This is a genomic window from Thalassovita mediterranea (genome assembly GCA_019448215.1).
Classification (GTDB): Bacteria; Pseudomonadota; Alphaproteobacteria; order Caulobacterales; family Hyphomonadaceae; genus Henriciella.
Window position 1 is genome coordinate 2,925,089 of the sequence record CP080408.1, and the last position, 16,570, is coordinate 2,941,658.

Sequence of the window (16,570 nt, forward strand, 5' to 3'; positions counted from 1 at the left end):
GGCGCGCACCAAATTTATTCGTCTGCGGCAGCCTGTTCGACAGGCTGGCCGTGAATATCGAGGACGGTGACCTCCCCGCCCGCGAATTCGGTCACAGGCTCAAGCTGCGTCTCGCCATCGCCGACGATGACCCAGGTCATCTGAGGCTCTGCGAGATATGCGCTGATCACGCGCTGATACTCTTCCAGCGGCATGGAGAGGAGCGCCTGCTGTTCCTGTTCCACGAAGTCGACCGGGCGGTCATATTCACTGATTTCATGCAGGATGCCGAGCTTGGCATTGAGGCTCTCAAAAGCGCGCGTGTTCGCCTTCACGACCTTCTGACGGGTAAGCTCCACCGCGTCATCGTCAAAGCTCGGGCCGTAATCCTGCAGCATCTCGCGGATCACATCGAGCGACGCCCCCGTCGCATTGGCGCGAACGCTTGTGCCGATCCTGAAGGTCTGCGGCTCGGTTCCGTCGCTGAGATAGGAATAGGCGCCGTATGTGTAGCCCTTCTCAATGCGCAAGACCTGGGCCAGGTCACCGCTGATGCCACCGCCGAGTTTCTCATTGGCGAAGTCGATAGGCTTGTAGTCAGGATCAGTCGTCGGGACGATCAGCTTACCGATATTCAGTACACTTTGTTTCGAGCCCGGCACGTCGATGAAGTAGACTTTGCCTTCATCATCCTGTTCGGCGACTTCATAGTCTGGCCGCGCAATGTCGTCATCGGAGAGAAGCTCAGCTACGCCCGCAAAGGCGGATTCGGCGCGGGCCTGTGAGACATCGCCCGCAATATGCATACGCACGTCGCTCGCCAGCATCTGGTCGAAGTAGGATTTGAGATCATCGAGCTCGATTGCGCTGACGCTCTCTTCTGTGCCGATGCTGAAGCGGCCTTGAGGATGGTCCGCGCCATAGATCAGCTGGGCGAAAGCGCCAGCGGCGATGTATTGCGGATTGGCCTGCCGGTCGCGGATGGTCGTGAGGGCCGCAGACTTCTCACGCTCGAAGTCTTCTTCAGCCCAGCGCGGGGCGGAGATCATTTCCTCGATGAGCGCGAGCGTCTCCTCGAAGTTGCGGGCAAGCGAAGTGGCGCTGATCGTGACGCTGGTCGCGCCAGCGCTGATGCTGACACCGGAACCAAGCAGACCGATGGCTTGCTCCAGTTCGGCTGGCGTCTTGGTGGCCGTGCCCTCGTTCAGCATTTCAGCGACGAGATTTGCCGTGCCAACCTTGTCCTGCGGATCGAGCCAGGAACCCGCGTCGAACACAATATCGAACGTGACCAGCGGCAGCTCATCATTCGCGATGCCGAAAAGCTCTGCGCCTTTGCCCAGAGATGCCTGCCAGACTTCGGGCATCTCGATCAGTGGAAGCTCACCAAAAGGTGGCTCAGAGCGGTCATACTGGCTCGGCGTCTCTTCGTAGTCAGCTTCTTCGCCTTGCGAGACTTCCTCGCTGGCGACATCTGAGCGGACATTCTCGATCCAGACTTCGGCCTGTTCAGCGCCTTCCAGCGCGAGAGCCGTTTCGCCCTGCGGCACGAAGCTGGTGATGATGGATGGCTTGTCCTTGATGTAGGTCTCATAGACCCGCATCACGTCTTCAGCCGTTACGGCTCTAAGCAGCTCAGCCGTGCGGATGGAGTTGGCCGGGTCGCCTGCGAACTCATTATCGGTGGCGAGCTGGTTGGCTTTGCCAAGAACGGTCGAAAGCTCATTATACAGAATTGTTTCCTGCTCGGCCTTGATGCGCTGCAGGTCAAGCTCATTGACGCCGTTTTCTTCGAAGTCGGCGAGCGCGGCATCGAGGGCAGCCTTCACAGCATCAAGATCCGTTCCGGACTTTGCACGTACACGGAACACAAACTCTCCAGCGAGCTCCATGCTGTTATTGTAGGCCGACACGTCCGGGGCGAGCGCCTGCTCCTCGACGATCTCACGGTAGAGCGGCGAGTTCTTGGTGCCTGCGATCAGACGAGCAAGGACGTTGAGTGCCTGCTCGTCTTCGTCATAGGAGGCGACTGTCGGGAAGGTCAGGCGAAGTTCTGGCAGCGTCGCGAAATTGTCCTCGAACCAGAAGGACTTCGTCTCTTCCAGCGAGACAGGCATCGGCGTGAGCGGTTCAACGTCTGGCCCGCGGCGAATTTCGCCAAACCAGCGCTGGACCTTCTCTTTCATCTCTTCGATGTCGATGTCGCCAACAATGGCGAGCGTCGCATTCCCTGCCCCGTAATATTCGGTGTAGAATTCCTTCAGGTCATCCAGCGTCGCGGCTTGCAGGTCCGGCAGCTGGCCGATGACGGTCCAGCTGTAAGGGTGGCCTTCCGGGTAAAGCGCCTTGCGGATGACTTCCTGCGTGTAGCCATATGGCTGGTTGTCGACCCGCTCGCGCTTCTCATTCTTGACGACCTGCTTCTCACGCTCGAGCGCCGCTTCGGTCACCGTATTGATCATGTAGCCAAGCCGGTCGGAGTCGATCCAGAGGATCTTGTCGACGGCATCTTTCGGGACGACTTCATAATAGATTGTGCCGTCTGACCAGGTGCCACCATTGCGGCTGCCGCCCCAATCGGGGATGGCCTTGCGGTTCCAGCCGCGCGGCACGTTTTCGGAATCGTTGAACGCCATATGCTCAAAGAAGTGCGCAAAGCCTGTCCGGCCCGGACGCTCACGGTTGGAGCCAACATGGACAACGGTGGAGAAGGCGACGATCGGGTCAGACCTGTCGACCTGCAGGATGACTTCGAGGCCGTTTTCCAGCGTGAATTTCTCAAACGCGATTTCAAACTCAGGTGCTGCGGCGACCTCTTCTGCGACGCTGGTCTGCGCCTCGGCAGGTCCGGCTTGCTGCGCGGCGACGGTCGCAGGCGCGATAGCCAGAGTGAGAATGGTTGCAAGCGCTGTGCAGGCCCTGAGCTTCATGACATTTCCTTTGATCGAGTTTGATGCGCCGTAGCGTGCAGCGCGTGGCCGAAGAAGGGCCGATCAAAGGACTGTAGCTTTATTGATTTTCGATGTCACGCGCCAAGCTGGATATGTCTAGACTTTCCCGGAGAGTACGGCTCGCAACACGCTGAGCCGCTTTGACAACGGGCGCGGGGTGGCGTCACGGGCATAGAGCTTACGCAGGCGAAAATGGGCAAGCGCTGGCAGGACAGCAGACGCCAAGCGCATGATGGGCGCTGGCGAAGCCACTGTCTCACCCCGGCGCGCCGCAGCAAATTGGTGTGCGAGCGTTTCAATGTCAGCGCCAAGGTCCTCCGAAGGCGCAACAATGCGCGCCGCACACCGGGCGATTGCGGCTTCCGGCTCAAGGGCGCGGTCCTTCTGCTCGAAGGCTGTCTCGTATCCTTCGATGATCGACATTAGATCAGTCGTCTTCAGGGTGGCGCGATTCAGCATGACCGCGACCACTGACACCACATCATGGGCGCGCGGCGGGCGCCCCTCTTCAAGCTCTGTCAAGGCGTCACGCCACCATTGAAAGCGAATGGCGCCGAGTGTTGGCTCGGTCACAATGAGGCGGACCCGCGCAAGCTCCCAACAGAAAGCATAAAGCGCGATCAAATCGTTGCGCGCCTCAGCCTGCGCATAGCGGGATGAAAGCCAGCGATCCTCGTCGCCTGTTCGCAGTCTTCTATCGATATTTGCCCATATTTCAGGGGCCGGCGGGGTGGAACTAATCGTCATGGCAACCATATCTGTGGGCAAACGCCTTTATAAAAGGCAGCAATACAGCAAGGAGTGACCTCATGGCATTTGATCTTCCGCCTCTTCCCTATTCCCGCGATGCGCTTTCGCCGCACGTGTCCGAAGAGACCCTCAACTTTCACTATGGCAAGCACCATCAGGCCTATGTGAACAACCTCAACAAGCTGATCGAAAGCACTGACCATGCCAACGCACCGCTTGAGAAGATCATCAAGGATGCCTCTGGCGACAGCTCCAAGGCCGGCCTTTTCAACAACGCCGCGCAGGTCTGGAACCACACCTTCTACTGGCACTCCATGAAGCCAGGCGGCGGCGGCAAGCCGACCGGCGCAATCGCCAAGAAGATCGACGAGGACTTCGGCTCCTACGAAAAGTTCGCTGAAGAATTCAAGGCAGCGGGCGGCGGTCAGTTCGGCTCTGGCTGGGCATGGCTGGTCCTGAAGGACGGCAAGCTCGCTATCCGCAAGACGCCAAACGCCGAGACCCCTGTGACCGAAGACGGCGCTACGCCGCTTCTGACCATGGATGTCTGGGAGCACGCCTACTACCTCGACTACCAGAACTCGCGCCCGAACTATATGGACGCGTTCCTGGAAAATCTGGTCAACTGGGACTTCGCAAACCAGAACCTCGCTGACGCGAGCTAGTCGAGTTTAAATCGACAGTATTCGAATGGCCCGCTTCCGGTCTGGAAGCGGGCCAATTCTTTAGCGCGACATGCAGACCCTTTCGCACCTGCGGAAATTCGGCTATTGCGGCGCCATATGTTCTTCCGGGCAAGGATAAGCGCCCGGTACATAGCCGTCATACGGACGGCTCTCACCCCGAGCGTAATTCATCCAATCTCCGGAAAAGAGACAAATTTGACTGATACCGAAAACGAAATCCCGAAGACGACCTTCGCTGCCCTCGGCCTTGGTCCGAAAATCCTGCAAGCCATCGAAGAAGCCGGCTATGACACGCCAACGCCGATCCAGGCGAAGGCCATCCCGCAGGTCATCCTTGGCGGCGACGTAACTGGCATTGCACAGACGGGTACGGGCAAGACGGCTGCTTTCGTCCTTCCGATGATCCATCGCCTGGAGCGTGGCCGCGCGCGGGCCCGCATGCCGCGTACGCTGATCCTTGCGCCAACGCGTGAGCTGGCCGCACAGGTCGCCGAGAACTTCGAAAAGTATGGCAAGAACCTGAAGCTTGAGATGGCCCTGCTGATCGGCGGTGTGTCGTTCAAGGAGCAGGAACAGAAGCTGATGCGCGGCGTCGACGTTCTGATCGCGACGCCTGGCCGCCTGATCGACCAGTTCGAGCGCGGCAAGATCCTGCTGACCGGTGTTGAAATCCTCGTCATCGACGAAGCCGACCGCATGCTCGACATGGGCTTCATTCCTGACATCGAGAAGATTTGCGGCCTGCTGCCGCCGCGCCGCCAGACGCTGCTTTTCTCTGCGACCATGCCGCCAGAGATCAACAAGCTGGCCCAGCGCTTCCAGAAGGACCCGATGAAGATCGAGGTCGCGCGTCAGGCACAGACGGCAGAAACGATCACACAGTATGTGGTGAAGCTGTCGCGCAATGACGACAAGGCAAAGCGCACGGCGCTGCGCCGCATTATTGAATCGCGCGAGGTGAAGAACGGCATCGTCTTCTGTAATCGCAAACGCAATGTCGACATTGTGGTGAAGTCCCTGAACAAGCACGGCTTCGACGCGGCTGCCATTCACGGCGACCTGCCGCAAGCTTACCGCACCCAGACGCTGGACCGTTTCCGCGACGGCGACCTAAAGCTGCTGGTTGCTTCGGACGTTGCCGCACGCGGGCTCGACGTGCCGGATGTGAGCCACGTCTTTAACTATGCCCCGCCGCCGAAGGATGAGGACTATGTCCACCGTATAGGTCGTACCGGCCGCGCCGGGCGTACCGGCGAGAGTGTGACGATTGTGACGCCAGAGGACGAAAAGTCCTGGGAAGGCGTGCTGAAGCTGATCGAGCAGGAAGTAAAAGACCTCGACCTGCCCGGCCTCGCCGAAGAGATCGAGAACCTGCCTGAAGATACGGGCGGGCGTGGACGCGGCCGCGGACGTGGCAGAAGCCGAGATGGCGGCGGTGGTCGCGGTGGCCGCAGCAGCGGTGGCCGCGGACGCTCGCGCGGCGGCGACAAGGCCCAGTCCGAAGAGGCTGCGCCCGAAAAGCAGGAAGCCAAGAGCAATGACGCGCCCGAGAAGAAGAGCTCGAAGAAGGAAGAGCGCAAGGATGAGCGGCCTGCAAAGGACGCAAAACCTCGCAATTCCAGATCATCATCGCGCGGCGGGCGTTCGAACAAATCGGACAAGTCCGAAAAGCTGCAGCCTGCCTCTGACGGCGTCCGCGGCTTCGGGGACGATATTCCGGACTTCCTGAAGCGCTAGCGCATAAGCGTCAGGCCAGTCGGTTTTTCTGCCAGTGATCGAGGGGATCGTTCTGCGGTGACGCCGGAAGGCCGAGCGCAGAGCGATTGCCCTCTTCCGCGCGCACAAAGCTGATCGTGAATGTCGTGCCGAGCGGACCAGTTTCGCGCTCCACCGTCGCATCGAGACTATGGGTCAGGCTGGACACGATCATCGAGCCGATGCCCTTGCGGCCCTCGGCATCTGTTTCCTCGATACCCACGCCGTCATCAGACACGCTGACCGTTACCCGGTCATCATCGCAACATTCCATGACGAGGTTGATGCGCCCCGCTGCACGCCCCTTGAAGGCGTACTTGCAGGCATTGATCATGAGTTCGGTGACCGCGAGACAGAGCGAGACGGCCTGGCTCACTGCGAGCACGACGACACCTGTCTTGCGGGTCTTCAGGACGATGTTCTGCTTGGCAGAGAAGGTATCGACAATCTGCTTGCAAAGGTCTGGCAGAAGGTAGGAACAGTCCACCCAGTCATGAGTGCCGAGCTCATAGAGGCTGCGGTGCGTGGCTGTGATCACGTCGATCCGGCGGCGCGCGGCATCCAGCGCCTCGCGCGCGTCTGCATCCTCAACCGTGCGCATGTGCATGGCAACGAGCGAAGAGACGACCTGCAGGCTGTTCCTGACGCGGTGGTTCACCTCGTAGAGCAGCGTTTCCTTGACTTCGAGCGCTTCCTTGAGCTTGTGCTCGGCGTGATAGCGGGCGGTCTCATCGCGCATTGTGAGCACAGAGGCGACCTGCGTGCCGTCACTACCAAAGACAGGCCGTGCGGTGCCGACGGCAATAACGATGGAACCGTCAGGCCGTCGGATCTTCCATGGCGCGTCTGTTACGGTACGCGCCTCTTTGACCGCGAGCGTGAGCGGCAGCTTCTCCGGCGGATAAGGCTCCTCGTCCAGCGTCAGTAGCTGGTAGCTGTCGCTGTAGTCATCGGGCTCAACATCCAGCTTGCTACGTCCATGAATGACTTCGGCAGCGCGATTGACCGTAACGATCTTGCCATCCCTGTCGGCAAGGATGATGCCCTCTCCGAGTTGATCGAGCACGGCGAGCTGGATTTTCTCTCGATTGTTCTCCAAGCGGCGGAATCCTTATGCCAGTGCCGTGAGATAGAACAGCATCCAGCGGAAATTAAAATAGTGAAACTACCTGTGCGCGCAAAAAAGGGCCAAAACTATCGTTCCGGCCCATCTCTGCGCACAGTTCACGCTCCACCTATTTTTTGAGGCGTCCAGCGACTAGTTTGCGATACTTTTCGCCATAAGGCGGGCGCGCAATTGCCATCAGGTCCGCGCCAACCTGTGTGTAGACGGACTTGCGATGGCTGAACTCGCGGAAGCCATCGACGCCGTGATAGCTGCCCATGCCGGACGGACCGACGCCGCCAAATGGCAGGTCTTCCTGCGCGACGTGGAAGATCACGTCATTCACGGTGACGCCGCCTGAAGTCGTGTTGTTCAGGACGTGCTCGCGCTCATCTGCGTCCTGGCCGAAATAGTAAAGGCCAAGCGGGCGTGGATGGGCGTTGATATAGTCCACGGCTTCCTGGGTAGAGCCATAGGTCTTGATCGGCAGGATCGGGCCAAAGATTTCATCCTGCATAACCTTCATGTCGTCCGTCGGGTCGACGATGATTGTCGGCGCAATCTTATGATGCGGCTGCTGGGTGAGGTCTTCCTGCTTCGGGTTGAGATCAATGACTTCTGCGCCCTTGGAACGCGCATCGTCGATATAGCTGTTGAGACGCTCAAAATGCCGCTGGTTGATGACGGAGGTGTAGTCATCATTATCCTTGAGGCCGGATGGGAACATGCTTTCAACAGAGGCGCTGGCGGCCTTGATGAAGTCCTGCGTCTTGTCCTTCGGCACAAAGGCATAGTCCGGCGCGAGGCAGATCTGGCCGGCATTGAGCGTCTTGCCCGCCATGATGCGCTTGGCAGCTTTTTCGAGGTCTGCCGATTCGCCAAGGATGACCGGCGACTTGCCGCCCAGCTCAAGCGTCAGAGGCACGAGGTTATCGGCCGCCGCGCGCATGACGTGGTAAGCGATCGAGGTCGCGCCGGTGAAAAGGAGATGGTCGAAGGCGAGCTTCGAGAAGGCCGCGCCGACATCTGGCCCACCGGTCACGACAGCAACCTCCTCTTCTGAATAATACTCTGCAAGGAGCTGCTTCATCAGCTCGGATGTGCGCTCTGTGAATTCAGACGGCTTGATCATGGTGCGGTTGCCAGCCGCGAACACGCCAGCAAGCGGCGTGAAGGTGAGGTTCACCGGGAAGTTCCAGGGGCTGATAACGCCGATCACGCCTTTTGGCTGGTACTGGATACGCGCCTTGGCACCGAAGAGGCCGAGCGGGAAATCGGTCGAGCGCTTCTCTGGCTTCATCCATGATTTGACATGCTTCTTGGCATGCTTGAGCGCGCCGATGGAGCCTGCAATATCGGTGAAGTTGGACTGATCGACGGAACGATGGCCAAAATCTTCGCGCATCGCTTCGTTCAGCTTGTCGCCATGGGTCGCGAGGAGATCGATTGAACGATCCAGCCAGTCAATCCGCTTTTCGACAGAGGGAATGCCATCGCGCAAATGCGCAGCTTTCTGTTTTGCGAGGATTGTACCGAGCTCGCCTGGTCCGCCTTCAAGTGCCATGATTTCCTCCTAGACCCATATGATTAGAGCGCAGTGTACCGGAACTGGCGCCCAATCCAAAGATTGCCCCGGCGTCACGGTTTTTGCGGTCCTCACAGCACGCTACAGTCGCCGTCAAATCTCACAGGAGGAGGAAGAGCTGCGATGAGCTTTGAGAAGATCACTTACGAGGTCCAGGACGATATCGCGATCATCGCGTTCAACGATCCGAAGACGATGAATGCCGCCGGTGTCGACACTGTCGACGAGATGAGCCTGGCGCTGGAAAAAGCCGGTGATGCTGCGCGCTGCACGATCATCACCGCCAATGGTCGGGGCTTCTGCTCTGGCGCGAACCTTTCCGGCAATATGGGCGGCGCAAAGTCCGAGCGTAAGCCGGATGCGGGCCGTGAACTGGACCGGCTGTACAATCCCTTCATCAAGGCGATCCGCACCCATCCCCACCCAGTCATCACAGCTGTGAATGGCGCGGCGGCTGGCGTTGGCTGCTCCATAGCTCTGGCAGGCGACTTCATTGTCGCGGCAGAGAGCGCCTATTTCCTTCAGGCCTTCCGCCGCATCGGCCTCGTACCGGATGGTGGCTCGACCTATCTCCTCACCCGCGCGATTGGCCGTGCCCGCGCCATGGAAATGACCCTGTTCGGCGAGAAGATACCTGCCGCTCAAGCGCTCGAATGGGGGCTCGTCAACCGTGTCGTTTCGGATGACACCCTGCTCGACGAAGCCAAGAAATATGCCAAGCAGCTGTCAGATGGCCCGACCACGGCGCTGGCCCTGATCCGTGACCTGATCTGGCAGGCCGAAGACAATGACTTCGACGCCCAGCTTCAGGCCGAACGCTTTGCACAGCGCACGGCTGGCCGCTCACCGGACTTTGCAGAGGGCGTGAAAGCATTCCTCGAAAAGCGCCCGGCAGACTTCAAGAAAGCCTAAGCGCGCACTATTCCGTACCCGGAAGACCGAGCCGGTAGACCCCCTTGAAATCGTGGGGGTCTACCGGCTTTCCTTTTCTGTAGATCGCGATCTGACCTGCATCGGCAAGCTTCACCGCGCGCACGCGGATCTCACCCATAAGCTGCTGCCAGTTCTCGTCACGCTTGGCGCGGGCAACTTCAGACGGACAGACCGTCTTTTCTGCGCCGCGCTCAGACACGAGTTCGACGATCAGCTCATCGAGTGAAGCCTTCTGGCGACGCTTGCGGTCGTCCTCGCTCACCACTCGATGGCTGCGTAAGCGAGTTGCTGGAACTGCGGACGAAGCGGATAGCAACCTGACGGGATCATCTGCGTCGCCTGGATCGCGATCATCTCTTCTTCATAGTCGATCCAGAAGAAGGTGTTGGCGAGACCGCCCCAGCTGAACGTGCCGATCGAGCCGGGCTGCATGGAATCGGCGACATTGACGATCGTGCTGCCACCCAGGCCGAAGCCATTTCCTTCCATGCGCGCCTCAGAGAAGGTCTTGTCACCCATCTGCTTGATCGTGCGATTGTCCGGCAGGTGGTTCATGCGCATGAACTCAACCGTCTTGGGGCTGAGCAGGCGCGTGCCGTGAAGCGCGCCGCCATGTAGCAGCATCAGGCAGAACTTGTGATAGTCCCGCAGCGTGGAGACAAGTCCGCCGCCAGCATTGAGAAGCGGCGGCTGATGGCGGTAGGCACGTGAGGCCTCCCCTTTGCCATCGCTCTCGCTGATCTTGCCGGTCTGCGGGTCGCGTGAGTAGCAGGCCATGAGACGATGGATCTTCTCCTTCGGCACGAAGAAGTCGGTATCGACCATGCCGAGCGGCTCGAAGATCCGCTCACGGAAGAACTCGTCCAGCTTCATTCCTGACGCAACTTCGACGACGCGGCCGAGCACGTCGGTGGAATGGCTATAGTTCCAGCGCGTGCCGGGCGAGAAGAGAAGCGGCAGCTTTGCCAGCCGCTTGCACATTTCTTCGAGGCTCTCATCAGGGCGTGCAATCTTCTCACGCCGATAGAGGGCGTCGACCTCATGCTGCATCAGGAAGCCGTAGGTCAGCCCTGATGTGTGCGTAAAGAGGTCACGTATCTCCATCGGGCGGAGGGGTTTGCGGGTCTCATAATCGTCGACCGTCCCCTTCACCCACATTTCGGTGTCGGCAAACTCGGGAATGTAATTGTGCACCGGATGATCGAGGCGGAGCTTGCTCTCTTCGAAGAGCATCATGGCTGCAACCGATGTGATCGGCTTGGTCATCGAGTAGATGCGGAAAATGGTATCCGGCCCGATCGGATCGCCGCCATCAAGCTCATCGCGTCCGCGATAGGCTTCGTGCACGATCTGACCGTTGCGCGAAATCAGCGTTGCCACACAAGGCAGCTTGCCGGTGTCGAGGTAATTGTCGGCGAAGAATTCGGGAATCCGTTTCAGCCGCTCTTCATTCAGGCCGACATCCGACGCCTGAATTCCATCTTCATTCTCTGTCATCTTGTCCGCTTCCTTCCCGCGCCTTTAGGCCTGCCTAGAGTTGGTCAGCCATTGCCGCACGTTTCAGCTCTCGTGCGATAATGATCTGCTGAATCTGGCTCGTGCCTTCGTACAGACGGAAGATGCGGGCGTCACGGTAAAACCGCTCAATGCCGTAATCGCTGATATAACCAGCCCCGCCGAAGACCTGAACGGCGCGGTCTGCGACCCGGCCATTTGCTTCGGTTGCAAACAGTTTTGCCGACGATGCGAGAATGGTCACATTCTCACCAGCATCGCGTTTGCGAGCGGCATCGAGGATCATGCAGCGCGCGGCATAGGTCTCAGCCTGACTGTCGGCCAGCAGCGCCTGGATCAGCTGGTGATCGATGATCGGCTTGCCGCCCTGCACACGCTCGCTCGCATAGGTCACCATTTCCTTGATCAGGCGTTCGGACATCCCCGTCGCCACAGCGGAAATATGCAGGCGGCCTTTGTCGAGCACGCTCATCGCGACCTTGAAGCCCTCGCCTTCTTCGCCAATCAGATTCTCGACTGGCACGCGGGCGTCTTCAAAGATCACGTCACAGACATGGGCGCCCTGCTGACCCATCTTCTTCTCTGGCTGGCCTACGCTGACGCCTGGCGTGTTGCGCTCAACCACGAAGGCGGAAACGCCCTTGGGCCCATTAACATCCGGCGCGGTGCGCGCCATGACCGTGAAGAGATCAGCCTTGTTCGCATTGGTGATGTAGCGCTTGGTGCCGTTGAGAACATAGTGGTCACCGTCGCGAATGGCTTTCGTCGTCAGGCTGCCTGCGTCCGAGCCTGCACCCGGTTCCGTCAACGCAAAACTCGAAATCAGATCACCGGATGCGATGCCGGGCAGCCATTTGTCCTTCTGCTCTGGCGTGCCGAACAGGACCAGCGCCTGCGACCCGATACCGATATTGGTGCCCGCGACAGAGCGGAAAGCCGGAGAGGTGCGGCCAAGCTCCAGCGCGACAAGGCATTCGGTTTCCATATCGAGGCCAAGTCCGCCGAATTCTTCAGGAACGGCGAGACCGAACAGGCCGAGCTGCTTCATCTCGTCGACGATTTCCTGCGGCACCTCATCAGTTTCACCGACCTGGTTTTCCAGCGGAATACACTTTTCGCTCACGAAACGGCGTACTTGGTCGATCAGCGCCTGACGAATTTCGGCATCAAAAGCCATCTTCATTCTCCCTTCCGGTTTCCGGTCAACATAGGCTTTGATGGGAGTTCTGTCGAAGGGCAAGCCCCGCGTCGCTTGGCAGCAGGGCTCAGCGGCGTTTAGGACAGGTCGAGAAGAAATTAGCGGAGGAATCGATGGTAACCGGAGAAGTGTGCGAGACCGGAGAATTCCAAGGCTGGTCAACCTGGCCGGATGAGCCGTTCGAGTTTGAAACGGCAGGCCCGTTCTATTTCCGCGTCGACGAGAAAGGCCCGGTCGCGGCCTTTCGGGCAGAACGCAAGCATATGAACAAGGGCGGCGTCGTACATGGCGGCTGCCTGATGGCCTTCGCGGACTTCTCGCTCTTCGCCATCGCGCACGAACAGCTCGAAGGCGAATACGGCGTGACCGTCGCCTTTACGTCCGAATTCCTGTCGGGCCCGGCCGAAGGCGCTTACATCGAAGCGCGAGGCGAAGTTCTCCGGTCCGGTCGTAACCTGACTTTTGTGCGGGGCCTGATCACGGGCGACGGCAAGGCATGCCTGAACTTTTCAGGCACGATCATGCGCCGCCCGCTAAAGCAGGACTGATCAGTAGCTCTTCGGCAGGCCGAGCACGCGTTCTGCGATGAAATTGAGGATCATCTCACGGCTGACCGGCGCGATGCGGGCAAGCATGGCTTCGCGCATATAGCGTTCGACGTGATACTCCTTGGCGTAGCCCATGCCGCCATGGCTGAGGACCGCTGTCTCACACGCCTTGAAGCCTGCTTCAGTGCCGAGCAGCTTGGCGGCGTTCGCCTCTGCCCCGCAATCGACGCCCTGATCGTAGAGACCGGCTGCCTTGTAGGCGAGAAGCTCTGCGGCTTTCAGTTCTGCCCAGCGCTGGGCGAGCGGGTGCTGGATGCCCTGGTTCTGGCCGATCGGACGGCCGAAGACGACACGCTCCTTGGCATAGGTGGTGGCCCGCTCAAGCGCTGCGAAGCCGAGGCCAACTGATTCCACCGCAAAGAGCACGCGTTCAGGGTTGAGCCCCTGGAGGAGGTATTTGAAGCCCTGCCCCTCTTCGCCAATGAGGTGCTCTTTCGGCACTTCGAGGCCATCGAGATAGAGCATGTTACACTCGACCGCCTTGCGGCCCATTTTCGGGATTGGCTTGGCGTCGATCTTGCCGCGATCAAAGTCGGTGTAGAAGAGTGAGAGGCCGAGATAGGGCTTCGACGCCTGATCCTTTGGCGTGGTGCGCGCAATGATCAGGATCTTGTCAGCGCGCTGCGCGCCCGTCGTCCAGATCTTGCGGCCATTGATGGTGTAGCCGGTATTCGTCCGCTCAGCCCTGGTTTCGAGGCTGGAAGTGTCGAGGCCGGAGTTCGGCTCCGTCACGGCAAAACACATCTTCTCTTCACCCGAGATGATACGCGGCAGGTTTTCCTGCTTCTGCTCAGGCGTGCCGAACTTTTCGAGCGGCTTTGGACCAAAGATGTTGAGGTGAATGGCAGAGGCGCCTGAATAACCGGCGCCAGAGCGCGTGACGGTCTGCATCACAAGGGCTGCTTCCGTCAGGCCCAATCCCGCACCGCCATATTCTTCCGGGAAAGCAACACCGAGCCAGCCGCCCTTTGCCATGGCGTCACAGAACTCCTCCGGCCAGTCGCCAGTCTCGTCTGTCTTGGCCCAGTAATCCTCGCCGAACTGGCTGCAGGTCTTCTCGACCGCATCCCGGATGGCAAGCTGGTCTTCCGTCATTTCACCGATCGAATGCATATCTCTCTTCCTCCTCGAACCGCCCTGTCTAAACATGGCGCGGTCGTTTGAACCAGTGTCACGCCGTCGCGCCGCTTCCGGGCGCCGGCGCGAACGCGTCATAAGCGCTTTCGTAAGTAAGGCCTTCGACCTGATCGGCAATCAGCTTCGCGGTCGCAGGCGCGAGAAGCACGCCATTCCTGTAGTGGGCGGTCGCGATGAATTCGCCTGAACTTTTTCGGCCGATAAGCGGGCGCTCCTGCTTCCCGAGCGGTCGGAAACCGGCCCAATGTTCCAGCCGGTCTGCCCTCGCGAGCTGCGGAAGTACGCGCGCGGCTTCCTCGTGGAGCATATTGGCGACGGCCGGGTCGATGCCCTTGTTTGCGAAGTCCGGCTCACTCGTCGCGCCGATGATGGTGCGGTCGGCTTTGGGCACGATATAGCGGGCACCGAAGCGCAGGACGCTGGACGGCTGACCCGGGACAGGGCTGAGCGCAATGGCCTGCCCCTTCACTTCGGCCTTTGAACCGGTTTCTGCCGTGCCACGTGCCCAGACGACCGCGTCGAATGGCACGCCTGCCAGCTCTTCCATCTCACGACGCGTTGTGACGGCAGACGAGATGATCTTTCCCTGTCCCGCGAAGAAACGCCGGAGCGCGCTGATCACGCGGCGATTGTCGACATGGGTGTCATTGGGGAGCAGCAGGCCGCTCTCGATCATGGGTGAGAGCCCGAACTGGTTCTGAAGTGTGGTTGCTGAAATGCGGCGGAAGCCATGCCCGAGTTCGCTCAGCAGGTTAGCCAGCGCATCGAGGCGTGTCTGCTCTTTCGCGTCTCTGGCCAGCGCCAGTGTTGGGGCGTTTGAAAGCGCGACAGGGCTTCCTGCGTGCTGCTTCATAGCATTCGCGAAACCCGGCCAAAGCCGGGCACTCTCGAAACAGAAGGCTGCGAAGGTTTTGTCCACTGGCCCAGCCTGCAGCATCAGCTCATAGGCAGGCGCGATCATCCCGGCGGCCGCCCAGCCGGTCGACATCTCTGCGGGGTTTGGATCAAACAGCTTGACGTCATGCCCGCGCTGAGCCAGCTCAAGCGCGCAACTGAGGCCAATGAGGCCCGCGCCAGCGATGGCAATCGTCTGAGAGGTGGCGCGCTCTGCGGTCATGTCTCGCTTTTAGGCAAAGCCGCCCGCTGCGCTCAACCAGCTTGCCTCACATGAAGCGCGACAGATTGACTTGATCGCGGTCAGGCTGACGGCCGCTAGTTGCGATTGCTTCTCATTTGTGTTTTAGCCAACACTATGAAAACGACGATGAAAACAATTGCGAGCGTCAGCTTCACGGCCCTGCTCGTCGCGTGTTCCGATGGCGGCGCAGCGCCTGCCTCAACCGATCAGGATGCGGTGTCTGAGAATACCGCAGAGAGCAGCGAAGCGGCCGCAACGGTCGAAGCGGGCAGCAATGGCACGCTGAACATCTACTCGGCCCGTCACTACGACTCCGACAAGCTGATGTACGAAGCATTTGAAGAGCAATCGGGTATTCGTGTGCGGTATCGCGAGGCCGGGGCGAACCAGCTCTTGGAAACGATGCGCGCCGAAGGCGAGAATAGCCCGGCTGACCTCATCATCGCGTCCGATGCGGGCGCCCTCTGGCGCTTCAAGGATGCAGGCCTGACCCAGCCGCTCCCGGAAGGTGAATTTGAGACCCTCATCCCGGAGCGTCTCATTGAGCCGGACCGCCAGTGGGTCGGCCTTGCCCGCCGTATTCGCGGTGTCGCCTATGACCCGGAGCGCATTAGCCCCGACCAGGTCGACGAATGGCAAGACCTCGCTGACCCGTCACTCGAAGGCGAGATCTGCGTCCGCTCTTCCACCAATATCTATAATCTGTCGCTGATGGCAGAGATGGTCGAGAAGTGGGGTGCTGAGGAGGCTCAGAACTGGGCGAACGCCGTTACCGCCAATATGGCGCGCTCGCCGCAGGGCGGTGATACCGACCAGATCGAAGCGGTTGCAGCTGGTCTCTGCTCGATTGCCATCACGAACCATTATTACTGGGTTCGCATGACGCAGAGCGGCTCTGACGCGACCCGCGACGCGGCGGCTGCGACGCAGATTGCCTTCCCGAGCTTCGGTGACGGCGAAGGCATTCACGTGAACATCACAGGTGTCGCCATGGCTGCGAATGCGCAGAACAAGGATGAAGCGATCCAGTTCGTGGAATACCTTCTGTCCTCAAATGGCCAGCACCGTCTTGTCGACGAAACCAAGGAAATCCCTGTCATCGACGATGTGACCTGGCCACAGGGCCTCGACGCCATTCCGGACTTTGAAGACAGCGACACCCCGCTCGACACGTTCGGTGAGCGCCAGTCCGAAGCCCAGCGCATCTATGATGAGGCTGGCTGGAACTAG

Annotated in this window: 14 protein-coding genes; 5 read left to right on the forward strand and 9 right to left on the reverse strand. The window is 59.7% G+C overall.

Annotation, left to right across the window (positions count from 1 at the left end; genetic code table 11):
* Nucleotides 1-14 precede the first annotated feature (14 nt).
* Together KUV46_14315 and KUV46_14320 are read right to left on the reverse strand one after the other, a co-directional pair.
* Nucleotides 15-2,909 carry an insulinase family protein gene (locus KUV46_14315; protein ID QYJ00491.1) on the reverse strand — a complete coding sequence of 965 codons (2,895 nt, stop codon included), beginning with the start codon at nt 2,907-2,909 and terminating at the stop codon, nt 15-17.
* A 117-nt stretch (nt 2,910-3,026) separates the two neighbouring features.
* The gene (locus tag KUV46_14320) at nt 3,027-3,677 is read right to left on the reverse strand and encodes a squalene/phytoene synthase family protein (GenBank protein ID QYJ00492.1); all 651 of its coding nucleotides are present in this window, start codon (nt 3,675-3,677) and stop codon (nt 3,027-3,029) included.
* A gap of 62 nt (nt 3,678-3,739) precedes the next feature.
* Between KUV46_14320 and KUV46_14325 the strand changes: the two genes are divergently transcribed.
* Together KUV46_14325 and KUV46_14330 are read left to right on the forward strand one after the other, a co-directional pair.
* Nucleotides 3,740-4,345, forward strand: coding sequence for a superoxide dismutase (locus tag KUV46_14325; GenBank protein ID QYJ00493.1), 606 nt, complete (start codon nt 3,740-3,742; stop codon nt 4,343-4,345).
* A gap of 117 nt (nt 4,346-4,462) precedes the next feature.
* A complete protein-coding gene (locus KUV46_14330) occupies nt 4,463-6,103 on the forward strand; it encodes a DEAD/DEAH box helicase (GenBank protein ID QYJ00494.1) in 1,641 nt (546 codons plus the stop codon).
* A gap of 10 nt (nt 6,104-6,113) precedes the next feature.
* Here KUV46_14330 and KUV46_14335 read toward each other — a convergent pair whose 3' ends face one another.
* Nucleotides 6,114-7,220: a PAS domain S-box protein gene (locus KUV46_14335; GenBank protein ID QYJ00495.1), complete on the reverse strand. Its 1,107-nt coding sequence runs from the start codon at nt 7,218-7,220 to the stop codon at nt 6,114-6,116.
* Nucleotides 7,221-7,356: 136 nt separating this feature from the next.
* Nucleotides 7,357-8,790 carry a coniferyl aldehyde dehydrogenase gene (locus KUV46_14340; protein QYJ00496.1) on the reverse strand — a complete coding sequence of 478 codons (1,434 nt, stop codon included), beginning with the start codon at nt 8,788-8,790 and terminating at the stop codon, nt 7,357-7,359.
* Between the two features lie 144 nt (nt 8,791-8,934).
* Between KUV46_14340 and KUV46_14345 the strand changes: the two genes are divergently transcribed.
* Nucleotides 8,935-9,723 (forward strand): enoyl-CoA hydratase/isomerase, encoded by a 789-nt coding sequence (locus KUV46_14345; GenBank protein ID QYJ00497.1) that lies wholly within the window; start codon nt 8,935-8,937, stop codon nt 9,721-9,723.
* Nucleotides 9,724-9,730: 7 nt separating this feature from the next.
* Here the strand turns inward: KUV46_14345 and KUV46_14350 are convergent, their stop codons facing one another.
* The 3 genes from KUV46_14350 to KUV46_14360 are packed head-to-tail and all read right to left on the reverse strand — an operon-like array spanning nt 9,731 to nt 12,436.
* Nucleotides 9,731-10,006, reverse strand: a complete 276-nt coding sequence (locus KUV46_14350) for a DUF3253 domain-containing protein (protein QYJ00498.1) — start codon at nt 10,004-10,006, stop codon at nt 9,731-9,733.
* Nucleotides 10,003-11,241 (reverse strand): beta-lactamase family protein, encoded by a 1,239-nt coding sequence (locus KUV46_14355; protein QYJ00499.1) that lies wholly within the window; start codon nt 11,239-11,241, stop codon nt 10,003-10,005. Before KUV46_14355 ends, KUV46_14350 begins: the two co-directional genes overlap by 4 nt.
* A 34-nt stretch (nt 11,242-11,275) precedes the next feature.
* Nucleotides 11,276-12,436 (reverse strand): acyl-CoA dehydrogenase family protein, encoded by a 1,161-nt coding sequence (locus KUV46_14360; protein QYJ00500.1) that lies wholly within the window; start codon nt 12,434-12,436, stop codon nt 11,276-11,278.
* A gap of 134 nt (nt 12,437-12,570) precedes the next feature.
* Between KUV46_14360 and KUV46_14365 the strand changes: the two genes are divergently transcribed.
* A complete protein-coding gene (locus KUV46_14365) occupies nt 12,571-13,005 on the forward strand; it encodes a PaaI family thioesterase (GenBank protein ID QYJ00501.1) in 435 nt (144 codons plus the stop codon).
* Here the strand turns inward: KUV46_14365 and KUV46_14370 are convergent, their stop codons facing one another.
* Nucleotides 13,006-14,160, reverse strand: coding sequence for an acyl-CoA/acyl-ACP dehydrogenase (locus KUV46_14370; protein ID QYJ02420.1), 1,155 nt, complete (start codon nt 14,158-14,160; stop codon nt 13,006-13,008).
* 76 nt (nt 14,161-14,236) lie between these two features.
* Nucleotides 14,237-15,319 (reverse strand): FAD-dependent oxidoreductase, encoded by a 1,083-nt coding sequence (locus KUV46_14375; protein QYJ00502.1) that lies wholly within the window; start codon nt 15,317-15,319, stop codon nt 14,237-14,239.
* Between the two features lie 147 nt (nt 15,320-15,466).
* Here KUV46_14375 and KUV46_14380 point away from each other — a divergent pair, with 147 nt between their 5' ends.
* Nucleotides 15,467-16,570 carry an extracellular solute-binding protein gene (locus tag KUV46_14380; GenBank protein ID QYJ00503.1) on the forward strand — a complete coding sequence of 368 codons (1,104 nt, stop codon included), beginning with the start codon at nt 15,467-15,469 and terminating at the stop codon, nt 16,568-16,570.